The sequence below is a fragment of the Cutibacterium sp. LaCa_255 genome (assembly GCF_057458005.1).
Window position 1 is genome coordinate 2,173,169 of sequence record NZ_CP190956.1, and the last position, 17,984, is coordinate 2,191,152.

The window sequence follows — 17,984 nt, forward strand, 5'->3', positions numbered from 1 at the left end:
GAACTCCTCATTGGTCCCAACCTGACGGTTTCCAACTGGTGTGAAAACCGGGAGGTCACATCACCCCTCCCCGACCCACGCGCTCGGGCGTGTCGCGCATCACAAGCCGCAGGACGCCCACCGCTCACCAGTCATCGAGGACCCCGTGAACACTGTGGATTTGTCTGCCGACTTCCGATGCTGACCCGCTCCCGTGGGCCCGGCAGCGGACTCACCGTGGTGGTGACACCTCTGCCGTCGGGCTTCAGTGGCCGGGCTCGACCTCAAGGATCATGAGCGTGACGCACCGCAGCCCCGTTCGGAGCAACTTGTACAGTCTGTCACCGATGAACCAACAAGGCAAATCGGAATGACGGCCTCTCTGAACCCCAGGGAATTGAATGGTGTTCAATGTTGAGCGGTCGCCAACGCCGAGGAGTCATCATGTCAAATCCATCGCAAACACCTACTGCCACGCCTTGGTGGAGTGTGCGGATGCGCGCGACCGGAATCATCGACGGGGAGCCGTACCACGTCAGCGGAGCCGAGTCGCTGGTGTCTCCGGACATGATCGGGCAGACGTTGACGGGGCTCATCCATCGCGCGCTCTCCCCTGGTCACACCGTCGAGGCTCGGCAGGTGCGACTCAGCCTGGATCAGCTTGACGCCGATCCCGCTGTCATCCCTGCCCTGCCCGCAGACATCAACGAATGCATCGACATCGACTCCGCACATCACCACTTCCTTGACGTCTTGTCCCGATTCGTGCCCAATCCGGAGGAGATCATGCGCATTCTCACCGCCGGACCGACGATGCGTGGGGCTGCCATGGTCGAGGTGGGCAGTGGACGACGATTGGAAACCGATCCCTTGCGTGGCGTTCGTGTGACTCGATTCGGGGATCTCACGGAATCTGCCCCGGGGACGTCCTTGGCTCACAAGAGGCACCATCATGAAGCGGTCCTCCTCGCGAGCAAGGTTGCTGCTGCACCCGGAGTTCTCGCGGAACTCTGCATCTCCGACGATCCCCATTACACCCGTGGCTATGTCTGCGTCGACGGGGTGTACACAACCGTGACGAACGTCAAGGCCGATGGGGACCCCAACGGGGGCCGCGTCATTCTTGTCGACACCTCGTGCGCAGATCCCGCCATGGTCACGGACTGGCTGGAGAATCACCCCGTTCTCATCGGACCTGCCACCCACTCTCCCAGTACTGACACCACCACGTCCTGGCATGACCACATTCGATCCCGTCTCGACTCGTGGCGGGCTTCCGGCCTCGAGCGCCATCCACGCACCTTCTCGTCGTCTCAGATTCCTGACGCCATCACCACCGACGGTCCTGCCCTGCTGTTCTCCTCCTCCGATTACCTCGGCATGTCCACGGAGCCGGCCGTCCAGGAGGCCATGATCAACGTCATCAGTAAGCTGGGATGCAGTTCTGGCGGCTCACGCCTCACGACAGGAACCTCGGTGGCACACCACCATGCTGAACACGAGATCGCCACATGGTTGGGGTATCCCCGGGCAGTCCTCATGGCCAGCGGCTATCAGGCAAATGTCGCGACCATGCAGCTGTTGGCAGGTCCTGACGTCACCGTCGTCTCCGATGCGGATAACCATGCCAGCCTCATCGACGGGTGCCGGTTGGCTCGGGCGCGCACGGTCGTCGTCCCTCATGCTGACCTCGATGCCGTCGACCATGCCCTTGATCACGTCACCACCGAAAGAGCCATCGTGCTCACGGAGGGGGTCTACTCCATGGGAGGTGACGTCGCTCCCGTTGCTGACCTCGCCCGGATCGCACGTCGTCACGGCGCCTTGACCATCGTTGACGACGCCCACGGGATAGGCACTGTCGGGCCCACCGGGCGTGGCGTCACCGAAGGTTTGCCCCAGGAACTGCGACCGGACATCCTGCTGGGAACGGCCAGCAAGGCCCTGGGCGTCGAGGGCGGTTTCGTCTGCGTCTGCGAGACTCTGGCAACACTGATTCGAAACTGCGCTCGAGGATACGTGTTCTCCAGCGCCCCCTCCCCCGCCGTCGTAGCAGCCGTGGCGGCATCCGTGCATCAACTACGAACTGACGTCTCTCCCGTCCAGAGGCTCCAGACCACTGTGGCCCGCGCGCGCCGTGCACTCTTCGAAGCCGGGCTCATTCCCGCCCCTGCAGCCAATGATCTCGGTCCGATCATCAGGGTTCCGGTGGGTCCCGAGGATCGTGCCGTCGCGGCGCAAGAGGAGTTGGGACGACGGGGACTCATGATCGGCGCCATCCGCTACCCGGCAGTCCCCAGGGGCGAGGCGATCCTGCGGGTGTGCCTGACCGCTGCACATACCGATGCACACATTGATGCGCTGGTCGACTCACTGCGCGACGTTCTCAACACCGTCTGAAAAAGAGGGTGCATCCGAGATCACCTCAGACGCACCCTTCTCCCTGAAGAATTCCGATCACTTGGAATCCAGCTCGGCGCAGAACCGCTCCATACGACGAAGGGTCGACTCCTTGCCGAGGATCTCCATGGCCTCGAACAGTGGCGGGGACACCCGCGAACTGGTGACGGCGACGCGGATCGGGGCGAAGGCGAGACGCGGCTTGATACCCATCTCGTCGCAGAGTTTGGTGCGCAGCGCAGCCTGGATGGCATCGGCGGAGAAGTCGTCAAGACCCTTGAGGACCTCGGTGGACGCCTGCTGAATCTCGTCGGCTCCTGCCTTGAGCTTGGCCACGGAATCCCCGTCGAAGACCAGGGCATCGTCGTCGATCAGCAGGAATGCCAGCTTCGGCAGTGCCTCCGACAGCAGCACCAGACGCTCACGAATGAGTGACATGGCGGCGTGGATGATCTCACGGTCCTCACTCGTCAGATCACGACCGAGCACCTCCTGGGCCTGTCCGGTGCGATCGGCGTACTCGAGCACGCGATCGGTGAGGTCCTCGGCGTCAAGACTGCGGATGTACTGGCCGTTGAGCCAGTCAAGTTTGGTGACGTCGAAAACCGGCCCGCCGGTGGAGACGCTCGCCCAGTCGAAGCGGGACACGAAGGAGTCGAGGTCCTCCATCTCCTGGCCCTCGGCGATCGTCGGGTATGCCAGCAGCTGCAAGAAGTTGCGCAGCGCCTCGGGCAGGTAACCCTGTTCACGGAACCACATCAACCGAGCAGCCGGGTTCTTGCGCTTGGAGATCTTGGACTTGTCGGTGTTGCGCAGCAGTGGCATGTGCGCGAACCTCGGCACCTCCCAACCCAGCCACTTGTAGAGCAACAGGTGCTTCGGCGTCGAAGAGATCCACTCCTCACCACGAACGACGGTGTCGATGCCCATGAGATGGTCGTCGACGACGACGGCCATGTGGTACGTCGGGAATCCGTCGGCCTTGAGGATGACCTGGTCATCGGGACGTGGGGCGTGGACCTTGCCGCGAATGAGATCGTCGAACTCCAGCTCGACGTCCTCAGGGATGAGCATGCGCACGACGGGTGTCTCGGTGAAACCCGGCAGCTTGGCCCGCTCCTCCTTGGACATGCCCAGACACATGCGGTCGTAACCGGAGTCCGAGGACTTCGCGGCCGCGCGCTCCTCGCGCAGTGCCTTGAGCCTCTCCTGGGAGCACCAGCAACGGTAGGCGTGACCAGACTCGATGAGCTTGTCGACGAGCGGCTTGTAGGTGTCCAAACGCTCAGACTGCCGGTACGGTTCGTACGGTCCACCGACCCGCGGCGACTCGTCGGGGGACAGACCCAGCCAGTCGAGGGTCTCGTAGATCTGTTCCTCCGAACCCTCCACCAGACGGTTGCGGTCGGTGTCCTCGATGCGCAGCACGAACTGGCCGCCGGTGCGCTGGGCCCAAGCCTTGTCGAACAACGCCATGTAGGCCGTACCGACGTGAGGGTCTCCGGTGGGCGAGGGGGCGACGCGTGTGCGCGCGGGATGCAACTCAGTCATGATGCCTCGGAGTCTATCGGGAAGTACCGACAGACTCCGGTAAGGTTCCCGCCATGGCAGAACCCATTGGAACCTCGGCCGAGTCCGGCTCGGACTTCATTCGTCAGGTCGTTCGCGCGGACAACGAACAGGGCACCTATGGAGGACGGGTCCAGACCCGATTCCCACCCGAGCCCAATGGCTACCTGCACATTGGCCACGCCAAGGCCATCGTCACTGACTTCGGCGTCGCGGAGGACTTCGGCGGCATCTGCAATCTGCGTCTGGACGACACCAACCCGGGCACCGAGGAGGTTGAGTACGTCCAGTCGATCATCGAGGACATCGAGTGGCTCGGCTACTCCCCCGCCCACGTCGTCCACGCCTCCGACTACTTCGACAAGCTGTACGAGTGGGCCCAGTACCTCATCCGCGAGGACCTGGCCTACGTCGACGACCAGTCCCCCGAGACGATTCGCGAGCAGAAGGGCGGCTACGGCAAGCCGGGCATCGAGAGCCCCTACCGCGACCGTCCCGCAGCGGAATCCCTCGATCTGCTCGAGCGGATGCGCAACGGCGAGTTCCCCGACGGCTCCCGCTGTCTGCGCGCCAAGATCGACATGCAGGCGGAGAACATGTGGCTTCGTGACCCCATCATGTACCGCATCCGCCACCAGGCCCATCACTCGACCGCCACTACGTGGTGCATCTACCCCACCTACGACTGGGCCCACGGTCAGTCCGACGCCATAGAGGGTGTGACCCATTCGCTGTGTTCCCTGGAATTCAACAGCCACCGACCCCTATACGACTGGTTCCTCGCCCATGTGCCGCTCGACGCCCCGGCCCCCAAGCAGCGCGAGTTCGCCCGTCTCGAACTGACCCACACCATCACCTCGAAGCGTCGCCTCAAGTCCCTGGTGACCGACGGCGTCGTCGACGGTTGGGACGACCCCCGCATGCCCACCCTGCGCGGGATGCGTCGTCGTGGCTACCCGGCTGCCGCCATCCGTGCCTTCTGCCAGGCCGTCGGTACCACCAAGAACAATTCCGTGAAGGCCATCGAGGAGTTCGAGTCCTTCGTGCGCCGCGAGCTCAACGCCACCACGCAGCGCCGCATGGCCGTCCTGCACCCGCTCAAACTGGTCCTCGACGGCTGGCCTACTGACGAGAACGGCAACCCGGTCGTCGAATGGTTCGAGCTCGTCAACAACCCGGAGAATCCTGATGACGGCACCCGGCGCGTCCCCTTCACCGGTGAGCTGTGGATCGAAGCCGACGACTTCCGCGAGGACCCGCCCCGCAAGTTCTTCCGTCTCTCCCCCGGTCGCGAGGTGCGTCTGCGTGGTGCCTACCTGGTGACGGCCACTGACGTCGTCAAGAACCCTGACGGCACCATCACCGAGGTTCACGCCAGCTATGACCCGGAGTCCCGCGGCGGCACCGCCCCCGACGGTCGCAAGGTGAAGTCGACGATGCACTGGGTGTCCGCCGCCCACGCCGTGCCGGTGACAGCGAACCTCTATGACCGTCTCTTCACCGCCGAGATTCCCGGATCGGAGAGCGGCGAGGCCCTCGACGACCTCAACCCGAACTCGCGCGAGACCCTCACCAACGTCATGGCCGAACCGGCCCTGGCCGAGGTGCTCCCCGGCGAGGTGGTGCAGTTCGAGCGGCTGGGGTACTTCGCGGCGGATCAGGACACCACGGTGTTCCACCGCACCGTTGGTCTGCGTGACGAATGGGCCCAGCTGCAGAGGCGTCAGGGCTGAACAGGTGTTGTTGACGGCAGCAATCCATCAAATTGTCACCCGTCCGTCACTTCTTTCGGCAAAGATGGTACCGCTTTCCTATCCCGTTAGAAGGACACCATCCATGCATGACAACCCACTTGGTACGAACCTGTCGCGTCGCGCCGTGCTGGTCGGCACCCTGGGGACAGGGCTCGCGATGACTGCCGTCGGGAATTCCTTCGCGTCGCCGTCGACGTCTTCCGCTCCCGCCACCGCAGGCTCTGCTGCCGGTGCCGCAGCACTGACGGTGCTCGCCACCACGGACATCCACGGTCACGTCTACGACTGGGACTACTTCGCCGACGCTCCCTACTCGCCGTCGGACAAGGGGCGGTCCTCAGCTCCGTTGGGCGTGAGCCGGGTGGCCACCATCGTCAAGCAGGTCCGCGCCGAGAAGGGGGCCGACTCCGTCGTCACGCTCGACAACGGTGACACCATCCAGGGCACCCCGCTGACCTACCTCTCTGCCAAGCAGCCCGAGAAACTTGGCCGCACCGAGGTCATGGCCCGCGCATTCAACCTCGTTGGTTATGACGCGGCCAACATCGGCAACCACGAGTTCAACTACGGACTCAAGGAACTCAACCGCTACAAGAACGACCTCGACGCCCCACTGCTGTGCGCCAACGTCATCGACCTCAAGACCGGCAAGCCGCTGACCCAGGGCACTCTCATGCTCACCAAGACCGTCGACGGCCACCGGGTCAAGGTCGGCGTCGTCGCCGTCACCACCCCTGGCTCGATGGTCTGGGACAAGGCGAACCTCACTGGCAACGTCGACATCGCCGACCCGGTCAAGACCGCTGCGAAGCACTCGGTCAAGCTGCGCAAGGAAGGGGCTGACGTCGTTGTCGTCCTCGTCCACGCCGGATTGTCGGAGGACCAGGCCACCCCGGTCTACAAGGGTCTGCCGGAGAACAACGCCACCGTCCTGGCTAAATCCGTTCCCGAGGTCGACCTCGTCGTCATCGGTCACACCCACCAGGACGACCCGGTCGAGATCATCGACGGCATCTCGGGCCACAAGGTCGTCATCACCCAGCCCGACTACTGGGCCCGTTCGGTCTCCCAGGTGACGATCCCGCTCGACTTCTCCGACGGCAAGGTCTCCGTGCTCCACGACAAGGTCGCCGTGAAGCCGCGTTACACCCGTGACGTCGAGGAGGACAAGGAGTTCGCCTCTGACCCCGAGCTGCAGGCCAGCCACAAGGCCACCGTCACGTACGTCAACTCGGTCGTCGCCACCTCGACGACGAAGCTGACCACCGAGCGCTCGATGGTTGAGGACACCCCGATCCTCGACTTCATCGGCAAGGTCGAGGCCGACACCGTCGCCAAGGCGATCAAGGGTGGCAAGTACGACGGTATTCCGGTCATCGCCCAGGTCTCGCCGTTCTCACGCACCGCCGCCTTCCCGAAGGGCGATGTCAAGATCAAGGACATCGCTGGCCTGTACGTCTTCGACAACACACTGGCAGGCCTCCTGCTCACCGGTAAACAACTCAAGGACTACCTGGAGTACTCCGCGAAGTACTTCAAGCAGGTCAAGAAGGGCGCCATCGTCAACCCGGCTCCGGCCAGCGAGGGCGGCGACACCCAGGCTGACTACCAGGGCAAGCCGGTGTGGGACTACAACTACGACGCCGTCACCGGTGTCAAGTACTCCATCGACGTCTCCAAGCCGGTGGGCAAGCGCATCCTGGGCCTGTCCTGGCAGGGCAAGCCGGTCACCGACGACCAGAAGTTCGTCCTGGCCATCAACAACTACCGCATGAGCGGTGGCGGCGCCTACCCGCACGTCGCGGAGGCCCCGGTCGTCTGGGACGAGATCCTCGAGATCCGTCAGCTGCTCATCGACACCGCCTCGAAGATGAAGACCATCGATCCGAAGGACTTCTTCGATCGCAACTGGTTCCTCACCACGACTGGGGAGACCTGGCCGGCCACGGGCAAGCCCGGCAACGGTACCAAGCTCGGCGACGGCACGAAGCCCGGCAACGGCATCATGCCCGGTTCCGGCGATCGTCCGACCACGTTGCCGCGCACCGGCGTCTGACCGGTTCCGACAACAGTTGAGCCTCGGCCCACCCGACTTGGTAAGCCGAGGCCCTTCTTGTCCTCACGACGTGGAAGAGTGTCCCGTGGCACCTGGAGACGGCAACCTCCACCACTGACAGATGAAAGGACGCAGCGCTGACAACCCAAATCGTTCCGCGGGATCCCAGGCATGGACTCCCGGCTCGGCTGGGCAACCGACGTTGGCCGGCAAGGGTGCTGCGCCGTGCCAGCATTGCTGGCCTCGTCTTCGCCCTTTTCGGTCTGTGGACCGCCCTGACACCGTCCTTGGTCCCCCGGACCTGGTGGATGGTGGCCATCAACGTGTGGTTGTCGACCCTTCTCGCCTATGGGGTCGGAGGGCTCATCGGGCGGATTTCCCGGTGGCTGGCTGAGATCACGCGCTTGCAGGTGATGATCTCAACTCACGCGGTCCGGGGCATCCGACGTAGCTGGTACGCCATTCTCGCCCTGATATCGCTGTGGATGTTCGTGTGGTGCACGAGACAGCAGAAGCACGTTTCAGAGGAAGTCGGTCTGCCACGGAAGGTCTGGGTCGCGCAGACCATTGGCGTGTTCACGGGGCTGATCCTTTTCACCGCGACGGTACTGCTCATCCGCCTCATCGCTCATGGCATCCGAAATCTGTACACCGGCGTGCACCGTCTCATCGCCCAGCCGGTACTGGCAATCGTCGTCGTGGTGCTGAGCATCTCACTCCTGCTCTGGGCCACGAACAATGTCATCGTCAGGACGACGGCCAACGGTGTTGCCCACGTCATGGCTGAGACCAATGCGCAGACGGCCGCCGGACGGAAACCCCCGACGTCGCCTCTTCGGTCTGGATCCTCCGCCTCACTTCAGACCTGGGACAGCCTGGGCCGGGAGGGCAAGGATGCCGTCACTGACGGCCCCGACGCCGCCATGATCGAAAAGGTCACCGGTCAGTCGGCCAAGGAGCCCATCCGCGTCTACGCCGGACTCAATTCCCGTCGTGACTACGTCGCCGAGGCGAATGGCGTTCTCGCCGAGCTCATCCGTACTGGGGCGTTCAATCGCAAGGCGCTCGTCGTCCAGAACGGCACCGGGTCCGGCTGGATCGAGGAGTGGTCGGTGTCGGCCGTGGAATATCTCACCGGCGGTGACTGCGCGACGGCCACGATGCAGTACTCGTACCTGGGCAGCGTCGGGGCCTTCCTCCTGGACCGCGAATCGCCCAAAGAAGGTGCCCAGGCCCTGTTCAGCGTCATCCACGACTACTGGGCCACCCTGGCCCCCGAAACTCGTCCGAAGCTCTACACGAGCGGTGTGTCCCTGGGTTCTTACGGTGGTCAGTCCGCCTTCCCATCCATCGACGACATGATCGCCAAGGTTGACGGCGCCGTGTGGGTCGGAACCCCCGGGTTCACGCCGATCTGGAAGGATTTGGAGGCGAACCGACGAGAGGGGTCCCCCGCCATCGTCCCCGTGATCGACGATGGCCGAATCGTGAGGTTCATGGGTAATCCGGGCGAGATCTACCACGACCATTGGGGAGCCGCCTATCCTCCTTGGTCAGCCCACACACGCATCGCCTATGTACAGCACCCGTCCGATCCGGTGACGTGGTGGTCCCCCGAGATGATCTGGTCAGAGCCCGACTGGATGCGCGAGCGCGCTGGAGACGACGTCAATCCCCACATTCAGTGGACGCCATGGTCGAGTTTCTGGCAGGTCACGGCCGACATGGCCTTGTCGACGACTCCGCCTGGTGGGCATGGGCACAACTACCACAGCGAATTCATCCCCATTTGGTCGGCAGTCCTCGGCATTCACTGCGATCGTCACACCATGGATGCCATCGCGAAAGCGATCCCCAAGACCTCAGCTCCTCGGTGATCGCCGCGTCTGTGGGGGCTGATGTCGCGCGCCATCCCCTCGCAGCTGGGTGGTTGCCACGAATGTGGACCACGTCTTGCCCGGCCTCCTCCACCCATATCCAGACATGCAACGAGGTCCGCCCCCGTGGGGACGGACCTCGTCAAAAACTCAGATCACATCACTTGATGATCTTAGTGACACGACCAGCACCGACGGTGCGACCGCCCTCACGGATGGCGAACTTGAGCTGCTCCTCCATGGCGATCGGGTGGATCAGGTGGACGGTCATGTCGGTGTTGTCACCAGGCATAACCATCTCGGTGCCCTCGGGGAGCTCAACAGTGCCAGTCACGTCCGTGGTGCGGAAGTAGAACTGGGGGCTGTAGTGCGAGAAGAACGGCTTGTGACGGCCACCCTCATCCTTCTTCAGAACGTAGACCTGGCCCTCGAAGTCGGTGTGCGGGGTGGTGGAACCGGGCTTGCAGAGGACCATGCCGCGAACGACGTCCTCCTTCTTGGTGCCACGGAGCAGAACACCGACGTTCTCGCCAGCGCGACCCTCGTCGAGGATCTTGCGGAACATCTCGACGCCGGTGACGGTGGTCTTCTGAGTCTTGTCGTGGATACCGACGATCTCGACCTCCTCGCTGGTCTTGACGACGCCGCGCTCAACACGACCGGTGACAACGGTGCCACGACCGGTGATGGTGAAGACGTCCTCAATCGGCATGAGGAAGGGCTTGTCGAGGTCACGCTCAGGCTGCGGGACGTACTCATCCACGGCATCCATGAGGTCGAGGATCGACTGGGTCCACTTCTCGTCACCCTGGAGGGCCTGGAAGGCGGAGATGCGAACGACCGGGCAGTTGTCACCGTCGAAGTCCTGCGAGGTCAGCAGCTCGCGAACCTCCATTTCGACGAGCTCGATGAGCTCCTCGTCGTCGACCATGTCGCACTTGTTGAGGGCGACGACAATGGCCGGCACGCCCACCTGGCGGGCGAGCAGGACGTGCTCACGAGTCTGGGGCATCGGGCCGTCGGTGGCGGCGACCACGAGGATGGCGCCGTCCATCTGGGCAGCACCAGTGATCATGTTCTTGACGTAGTCAGCGTGACCGGGGCAGTCAACGTGAGCGTAGTGACGATTCTCGGTCTGGTACTCGATGTGGGCGATCGAGATGGTGATGCCGCGCTGACGCTCCTCGGGAGCCTTATCGATCTGGTCGAACGGCGACTCCTCATTCAGCTCCGGGTACTTGTCGTGCAGCACCTTGGAGATCGCCGCGGTGAGGGTCGTCTTGCCGTGGTCGATGTGTCCGATGGTGCCGATGTTGCAGTGCGGCTTGGTCCGCTCGAACTTGGCCTTTGCCACTGGGGCTCCTTCTGGAATGTCGCCCGCTTGTGCACGGGACGCGTCATGTGGATATTCCTGGGAGGTTCCCAGGAACGTTTCTGGACGGACCCCCGACCAGAGGTCAGGGAACTTCTCTCATTATTCTGCACGTGCCCAGGGATAGTCAAACCAGGTCTTTCCCTCCTGCTGGCCACAATGCGCCAGCCGCCGCCACGACTGCACGCCGGATCCATGACCCGACGCGCCACGTGGCAGCGGGCACCTCCATCGCTGGAGGAAAGGGCGCCTATTGCAGATCGTTTTCTGTCCACTGGCCACCGCCACTGTGGTCAGGCGGGTATCCGCCCGGCGGCGGAGGCACCGGGGCGCCGGGGTGCGATGGCCGCTGCTGATTCTGCTGCGTGTGACCCTGCACAGGAATTCGGTACTGCCCGTTCTGGGCAGCCCGCTGACGCGCAGCCTCAGCACGCTTCTTACTCCGTGCCCGAATAGCATCGCGCTTGAAGTAGGCCAGAACAGCGGCGGCGACAATGAGAACCCCGATGACGACCGCGGCAACGACAGGACCGGTCCGCAGGGTACTCGCACGGGCGCTGAACACCGTAGATTCGCCGGTTGTCCACGTCCTTTCAGAGCTGCCATCGTCGAACTTGCCGTGATCGGTAATGACCTTGAGTTCGCCCCTCGGCATCCAAGCTAAGGGGGTAATGGCGATCATCCAGTGGTTCTTGAACGTCGTCCGCTTCAGTTCGTTCTCTACAACCAGGGGAGAATCACTTCCCGAGTACTTCTTGCTGAAGGTGAGAGGGTCGTCGGCGCTCCCCTTGACCGTGTACCGGGTGGTGCTCTTGTCAGTTTTTTGCTCAACCGACCAGTTCCCGGCTCCCCGGAGCAGTGTTTTGACCTCCTCCTTGTTGTCCCCCAGGACAGCATTGTCGAAGGTCAGATTGGCCTCGTACGAGACCTCTCCCCCCGGGTTCAGGTGCACCGTTGTGCTGGTCTTCTTGGTTTCCAGCGGCACGTCCAACTTCAAAGGCGCGCTGCCCCTGATGATCTGAGTGCTCGTCTCGCCCTCGTCCGATGGCGCAGAAGAGTCCTCATCCACCCATTGCGACGGGTGGGTGACCACCATCACCGGGTCCCCAGCGTCGCGGGAGCAGATGGCCGAGCAGGAGACCTGACCGGTCAAGGACAGCGGAATCACGAATGACGCTGGTGTCCCACTGCTCGGGTCGCTCTGCTTCGCCTGTCCAGGGGTGATCTTCAAACTGCCAGACTTGTTGCCGAGAGCCTGAGCGACCCTCTTGTCGACGTCCTCCAGAGAGCCGGCCTTGATGGTGACCTTCTTGCCGACTGGGTAGGTCGACCAGAGCTGTTGGCGCACATCCTCGGGCAGGTCGTCACTCTTGGCGTCGGCGGCCTCACCATTGCCATCCTTGGTGGCCTGGTCGAGGAAGGCTTTGACCTTATTCTCTTTGTCAGCACCCCAGGCCTGCTCGGAGAAGTACCAGACGACGGCACCGACGTCCTTCATGCTCTTGAAGTTCAGCTGAACGACAACCTGGTCGAAACCGTTGTCAGCCACGTGCTCGACGTCCAGCGGCGTCTGCGAGGTGAAGTTCTTGCCTCCGATCGTCAACGTCATGTTGTTCTCGGAGTCGAGGACGTTCCCTACGTTGCCGGAATCAACGATTCCGTCCTGTTCCAAACCTTGCGGCAACCACTCAAGAAGATCCCGGGACGTGAAGTTCTCCTTGCCGACGACTCCGTTAACCAACGGGGTGTTGATGTTCTGGATGTCAGACGTCGGATCCTTGGAGCCGCCAATGATGGCGCGCACCTTGGTGAGGTAGTCCTGGGGATTGGAAAAATCGAGTTGGAAGGAGGCAACCATCGACTTTCCCTGCATGTGTAAGCCGTTGTACGTCAGCTGCGAGGGAACATGCTTCTTGATACTTGTGTCGTAGACGCTCAACGGCTTGGCAAACACCTGCTTGGCTTCGTCGGAATCGTCATTGGTGAAGGTCACCGTCAAGCTCCGGGAACCCGAACCATCGTCGTTGACTTTGAGCGTTGTACCTATGACGGCACCGCATCCCGATAACACGAAGGCCATCGCCACGCACAGTGCCACGACACCACGCCGCATTGGCGCGCTGAGACGCCGCCCGCTCATCATCGGACTCATGATGACATGATCCCCCCGCTGACTACGGCGCAGAGCAGCCAGAGTAGGGCAACCACTACGACGTAAAAGCCAGTCCCGATGACGTGCGGGACGAGCGGGGAACGGGAATATGGCGGGAATCCTCCGGTCTTGTTCACGCCAGTGTAGAGGAGTAACTCACCAAGGAACTGGCACATCGCGCCGAGCGCCCACAGCACCACGAACCCTACCGGGACCAGGGCCCCGGAGGGCACAAACCACAGGAGGCTAACGACTGCGACGACGAAGGTGGAGGATAGGGTCGCGACCGAGTTGACGGTGTAGGCGACCTCCCAAGTCTGCCTGGACTGACGCCACGCGTATACCATCTTGATGAAGAGCGGACGTACCGCGAACACCACGGCGACAGCCAGGAACATGGTGAAGAACGCCTTCAGCCACGAACTGAACTCGAATCCGGTGACGTTATAGGTCTGACTGGGGTCGTCCGTACCGAACCAACCAAGGAAGCCGTGAGTCACGCGGTCGGCCCCGTTGTCGATGGAGGACGCCACCCGCCACATCAAGTTGGCGAAGGCGAAACCGGCAAATCCAGCCTGGGCAAGACCAGTCCAGAGCCAGAACTTCCGGGAGGCCGTGGCCAGATCAAAGGCCTCTACGACATCACCTCTCCAGATCCGACGGAGCACTCCCCACGCGTCAGCGAACCAGTTACCAGATGGTTGTACCGCAAGCGCCCCCTGATAGGGCTGCTGCATCATCGGCGCTTGACCAGCGGCGGGCATGGTCGGCAGGGGCTGCGTGGTGGTGTACCCGCCTTGCTGCGGACTCGTCTGGTAAGGGCCCGGGTGCGCAGGGTTCGGCACCATGCCGGGTTGGACGCCGGAACGTTGGCCCGGAGCCTGCGCCGGATAGGCAGGGTAAGCAGCCGCCGTACCAGGCTGGGGCACGCTCTGCTGCCCAGGCTGGACACCCGGACGACCCATCTGCTGCCCGGGCTGAGGGCCTGGGGCGTAGGGACCGGAACGACCCTGGGCCTGCCACTCACCCCTCCAGCCTGGTCGAGGGCCATTGGGCTGATCAAAGCGGGGCCCTCCCTGAGGGCCCGGGAATCCCCCAGACTGGTGAAGCTGATTCGGGAGTGGCGGATTCGGCGGCATCGTCTGCGGCTGTTTCTGAGGCTCTCCGACCACGCTCGCCGGACCCGCAGCAAGCTGTCCGAAGCCCCCGTCAGGACGCCCGGGCTGGTCTGCCGGACCAGTGCTGCGACCATCAGCGAGAATCTCCGGCCCCGAGGGTGGTTGCGGCGTCGGCGTCGACGCTGGACGGATCACCGTCTGCGAAGGATCAATGGAATCGTAGGCGTTGTTGGATTGGTTACTGGTAGAAAGCTGATCGTGTTGTTCCTTGCCGTGACCGGATTCATCCGCCATGGAGGTCCCCTTAGTTCATGACAGGGGATTTGAATTCGTCAATCCCCGGTTCGCAATGTCAAATTCCGGCAAAAGTATAGCCCTATCTGAGACAGGTGATTACATGTGTATGCCTTGTTTGGGCTTTCATAACGTTTTGGCCCGGCCCCACATTGTGGAGCCGGGCCGATTCTTCAGCCAGTTATGACCGTGGGCTCACTTGCCTCCGTTGGCCGCGGCGATGATCTCGTCAGCAACGGTGGACGGGCACTCGCCGTAGGAGTCGAACTCCATCGAGTAGGTCGCCTGTCCGGAGGTCTTCGAGCGAAGGTCACCGACGTATCCGAACATCTCGGACAGCGGGACCAGGGCGCGCACGACCTTGTTTCCGTGCTCCTCGACCATTTCCTGGATCTGGCCACGACGGGAGTTGAGGTCGCCGATGACAGTACCGAGGTAGTCCTCGGGGGTGGTCACCTCAACGGCCATCAGCGGCTCGAGCAGACCCGGGCTCGCCTTGCGAGCGGCCTCCTTGAAGGCCATCGAACCGGCGATCTTGAAGGCCATCTCGGAGGAATCGACCTCGTGGTAGGCGCCGTCGAGCAGGGTGACCTTGACGTCCTCGACCGGGTAGCCGGCGAGAACACCGAACTGCATCGACTCCTGGACACCGGCGTCGACCGACGGGATGTACTCCTTGGGGACGCGACCACCAGTGACGGCGTTGACGAACTCGTAGCCGAAGCCAGGCTCCTGGGGCTCGATCGCGATGATGACGCGGGCGAACTGACCAGAACCACCGGTCTGCTTCTTGTGCGTGTACTCGTACTTCTCGACCGGCTTGCGCAGGGTCTCGCGGTAGGCCACCTGCGGCTTGCCGATATTGGCCTCCACATGGAACTCACGCTTCATGCGGTCGATGAAGACGTCCAGGTGAAGCTCGCCCATACCGGCGACGATGGTCTGGCCGGTCTCCTCGTCGGTGTGGACGCGGAAGGTCGGATCCTCCTCGACGAGACGCTGAATGGCGTTCGACAGCTTCTCCTGATCGGCCTTCGACTTCGGCTCGATGGCCTGCTCGATCACGGGAGCCGGGAAGGTCATCGACTCGAGGATGATCGGGTTGCTCGGGTCGCAGAGGGTCTCACCGGTGGTGGTGTCCTTGAGGCCCATGACGGCGCAGATCATGCCGGCGCCGATGCTCTCGATCTCCTCACGCTTGTTGGCGTGCATCTGGTAGATCTTGCCGATGCGCTCCTTCTTGCCCTTGGTGGCGTTGAGCACCTGGTCACCGGCGTGCAGCACACCGGAGTAGACGCGCACGAAGGTCAGCTTACCCAGGTGGGGATCGGAGGCGATCTTGAAGGCCAGGATCGACAGCGGCTCGTCGTCGGAGGGACGACGCTGCAGTTCGACGGACTCGTCACCAGGCTTGAAGCCGGAGATGGCCGGGACGTCGAGCGGGGAAGGCAGGTAGTCGACGATGGCGTCGAGCAGCGGCTGCACACCCTTGTTCTTGAACGAGGTGCCACAGGTGACTGCGGTGAAGGCGGAAGCCAGCACACCGCGACGAATGGCGGCCTTGAGCTGGTCGATGGTCACCGAGTCCGGATCCTCGAGGTAGAGCTCCATGAACTCCTCGTCGTTCTCGGCGACGGTCTCGAGCATCTCGGCACGAGCGGCCTCCACCTCGTCCTTCATGTCGGCCGGGATCTCCTCGGTCTCATAATGAGCCCCGAGCTCAGTCTCGCCACGCCAGGTCTTGGCGTTCATCTCGACGAGGTCAACGATGCCCATGAACTTGTCCTCGGCACCGATCGGCAGCTGCAACAGGACCGGGATGGCGTGCAGACGATCCTTGATGGTCTGCACACAGTGATCGAAGGAAGCACCGGTGCGGTCAAGCTTGTTCACGTAACAGATGCGCGGAACGCCGTACTTGGCGGCCTGACGCCACACAGTCATGGACTGCGGCTCGACGCCGGCGACACCGTCGAACACGGCGACAGCACCGTCAAGAACACGCAGGGAGCGCTCCACCTCAACGGTGAAGTCCACGTGTCCGGGGGTGTCAATGATATTGATCTGGGTGTCGTGCCAGAAGGTGGTGGTCGCGGCGGAGGTGATGGTGATGCCGCGCTCCTGCTCCTGCTCCATCCAGTCCATGGTGGCGGCACCGTCGTGGACCTCACCGATCTTGTACGACTTACCGGTGTAGTAGAGGATGCGCTCGGTCGTCGTCGTCTTGCCGGCATCGATGTGGGCCATGATGCCGATGTTGCGAACCTTGTTCAGGTCAATTTTGGCCACTGTTCTTGACCTCAAATCTTGGAGTTAGTGGTCTTCGTATGATGCTCGACGCAGATGAACCTGCGGTGAACCGCGAGGCTTTCTGGGCTGGACGTGATGGTGCCCCCTTCCCGACGGGAAGGGGGCCAACAATCACCAGCGGTAGTGGGCGAAGGCGCGGTTGGCCTCAGCCATCTTGTGGGTGTCCTCACGGCGCTTCACGGAAGCACCGAGGCCGTTGGAGGCATCGAGGATCTCGTTCATGAGACGCTCAGCCATGGTCTTCTCACGACGCTCACGGGAGAAGGCAACCAGCCAACGCATGGCCAGGGTGGTCTGGCGAGCGGGCTTGACCTCGACCGGCACCTGGTAGGTGGCACCGCCGACACGACGGGACTTGACCTCCAGGGAGGGCTTGATGTTGTCGAGCGCGCGCTTGAGGGTCTGCACCGGATCGGTGTTGGTCTTGGCGCGGCAACCCTCGAGGGCGGTGTAAACGATGTTCTGGGCGACAGTCTTCTTGCCGTCGAGAAGGATCTTGCTCACGAGCTGGGAGACGAGAGGAGATCCGTAGACGGGATCGACCATCACTGGGCGCTTCGGCGCGGGTCCCTTACGAGGCATGGATCACTTCTCCTTCTTGGCGCCGTAACGGCTACGGGCCTGCTTGCGGCCCTTGACACCCTGGGTGTCGAGGGAGCCGCGGACGATCTTGTAACGCACACCCGGGAGGTCCTTCACACGACCGCCACGCACGAGCACCATCGAGTGCTCCTGGAGGTTGTGTCCGACACCGGGAATGTAGGCCGTGACCTCGATGCCCGACGACAGGCGCACACGGGCGACCTTTCGCAGAGCCGAGTTCGGCTTCTTCGGCGTCGTGGTGTACACACGGGTGCACACGCCACGACGCTGCGGCGAGCCCTTGAGGGCAGGCGTGTTGTTCTTGCTGATCTTGTCAGTGCGGCCCTTGCGGACCAGCTGCTGGATTGTAGGCACCGGCTGGTATCTCTTTCCGTCTGGTGGGTTCGGAATTCCCTGGCTGTGCACCCCTCCATCGCTGCGTCGGGATCACCGCTGCCCCTCGCTGCAGATTGGGAGTGCCGTGCGAACTCCGCACGGGCAGACCTTCTCGCAGCAACTCG

The 17,984-nt window shown here is 62.9% G+C and carries 11 protein-coding genes; 4 read left to right on the forward strand and 7 right to left on the reverse strand.

All coding sequences use genetic code 11. From position 1 onward, the window contains the following. Window positions 1-474: 474 nt before the first annotated feature. Window positions 475-2,379 (forward strand): 6-carboxyhexanoate--CoA ligase, encoded by a 1,905-nt coding sequence (locus ACP8ML_RS09925; RefSeq protein WP_065673152.1) that lies wholly within the window; start codon window positions 475-477, stop codon window positions 2,377-2,379. A gap of 57 nt (window positions 2,380-2,436) precedes the next feature. Here the strand turns inward: ACP8ML_RS09925 and gltX are convergent, their stop codons facing one another. Then, on the reverse strand, window positions 2,437-3,855 hold the full coding sequence (gene gltX, locus ACP8ML_RS09930) for a glutamate--tRNA ligase (protein WP_249361329.1): 1,419 nt from the start codon (window positions 3,853-3,855) through the stop codon (window positions 2,437-2,439). Window positions 3,856-3,983: 128 nt separating this feature from the next. Between gltX and ACP8ML_RS09935 the strand changes: the two genes are divergently transcribed. The 3 genes from ACP8ML_RS09935 (at window position 3,984) to ACP8ML_RS09945 (ending at window position 9,635) form a co-directional block, all read left to right on the forward strand. Beyond that, window positions 3,984-5,681 carry a glutamine--tRNA ligase/YqeY domain fusion protein gene (locus ACP8ML_RS09935; RefSeq protein ID WP_117189709.1) on the forward strand — a complete coding sequence of 566 codons (1,698 nt, stop codon included), beginning with the start codon at window positions 3,984-3,986 and terminating at the stop codon, window positions 5,679-5,681. Between the two features lie 103 nt (window positions 5,682-5,784). Next, on the forward strand, window positions 5,785-7,758 hold the full coding sequence (locus ACP8ML_RS09940; protein WP_117189708.1) for a bifunctional metallophosphatase/5'-nucleotidase: 1,974 nt from the start codon (window positions 5,785-5,787) through the stop codon (window positions 7,756-7,758). A gap of 215 nt (window positions 7,759-7,973) precedes the next feature. Further along, window positions 7,974-9,635, forward strand: a complete 1,662-nt coding sequence (locus tag ACP8ML_RS09945; RefSeq protein WP_117189707.1) for an alpha/beta hydrolase — start codon at window positions 7,974-7,976, stop codon at window positions 9,633-9,635. A 160-nt stretch (window positions 9,636-9,795) separates the two neighbouring features. Here the strand turns inward: ACP8ML_RS09945 and tuf are convergent, their stop codons facing one another. The 6 genes from tuf to rpsL form a co-directional block, all read right to left on the reverse strand. Beyond that, entirely contained in the window at window positions 9,796-10,989 is a 1,194-nt protein-coding gene (tuf, locus tag ACP8ML_RS09950) for an elongation factor Tu (protein WP_065673155.1), read from the reverse strand. A 268-nt stretch (window positions 10,990-11,257) separates the two neighbouring features. Then, window positions 11,258-13,120: a hypothetical protein gene (locus tag ACP8ML_RS09955; protein ID WP_171048665.1), complete on the reverse strand. Its 1,863-nt coding sequence runs from the start codon at window positions 13,118-13,120 to the stop codon at window positions 11,258-11,260. A 35-nt stretch (window positions 13,121-13,155) separates the two neighbouring features. Then, a complete protein-coding gene (locus ACP8ML_RS09960) occupies window positions 13,156-14,124 on the reverse strand; it encodes a hypothetical protein (RefSeq protein ID WP_117189706.1) in 969 nt (322 codons plus the stop codon). A gap of 642 nt (window positions 14,125-14,766) precedes the next feature. Continuing rightward, the gene (gene fusA / locus ACP8ML_RS09965; protein WP_117189705.1) at window positions 14,767-16,860 is read right to left on the reverse strand and encodes an elongation factor G; all 2,094 of its coding nucleotides are present in this window, start codon (window positions 16,858-16,860) and stop codon (window positions 14,767-14,769) included. Window positions 16,861-16,992: 132 nt separating this feature from the next. Further along, window positions 16,993-17,463 carry a 30S ribosomal protein S7 gene (gene rpsG / locus ACP8ML_RS09970; RefSeq protein ID WP_004809065.1) on the reverse strand — a complete coding sequence of 157 codons (471 nt, stop codon included), beginning with the start codon at window positions 17,461-17,463 and terminating at the stop codon, window positions 16,993-16,995. Window positions 17,464-17,466: 3 nt separating this feature from the next. Beyond that, complete coding sequence (gene rpsL, locus ACP8ML_RS09975) at window positions 17,467-17,838, reverse strand: 30S ribosomal protein S12 (RefSeq protein ID WP_004809066.1); 372 nt, start codon at window positions 17,836-17,838, stop codon at window positions 17,467-17,469. Window positions 17,839-17,984 lie beyond the last annotated feature (146 nt).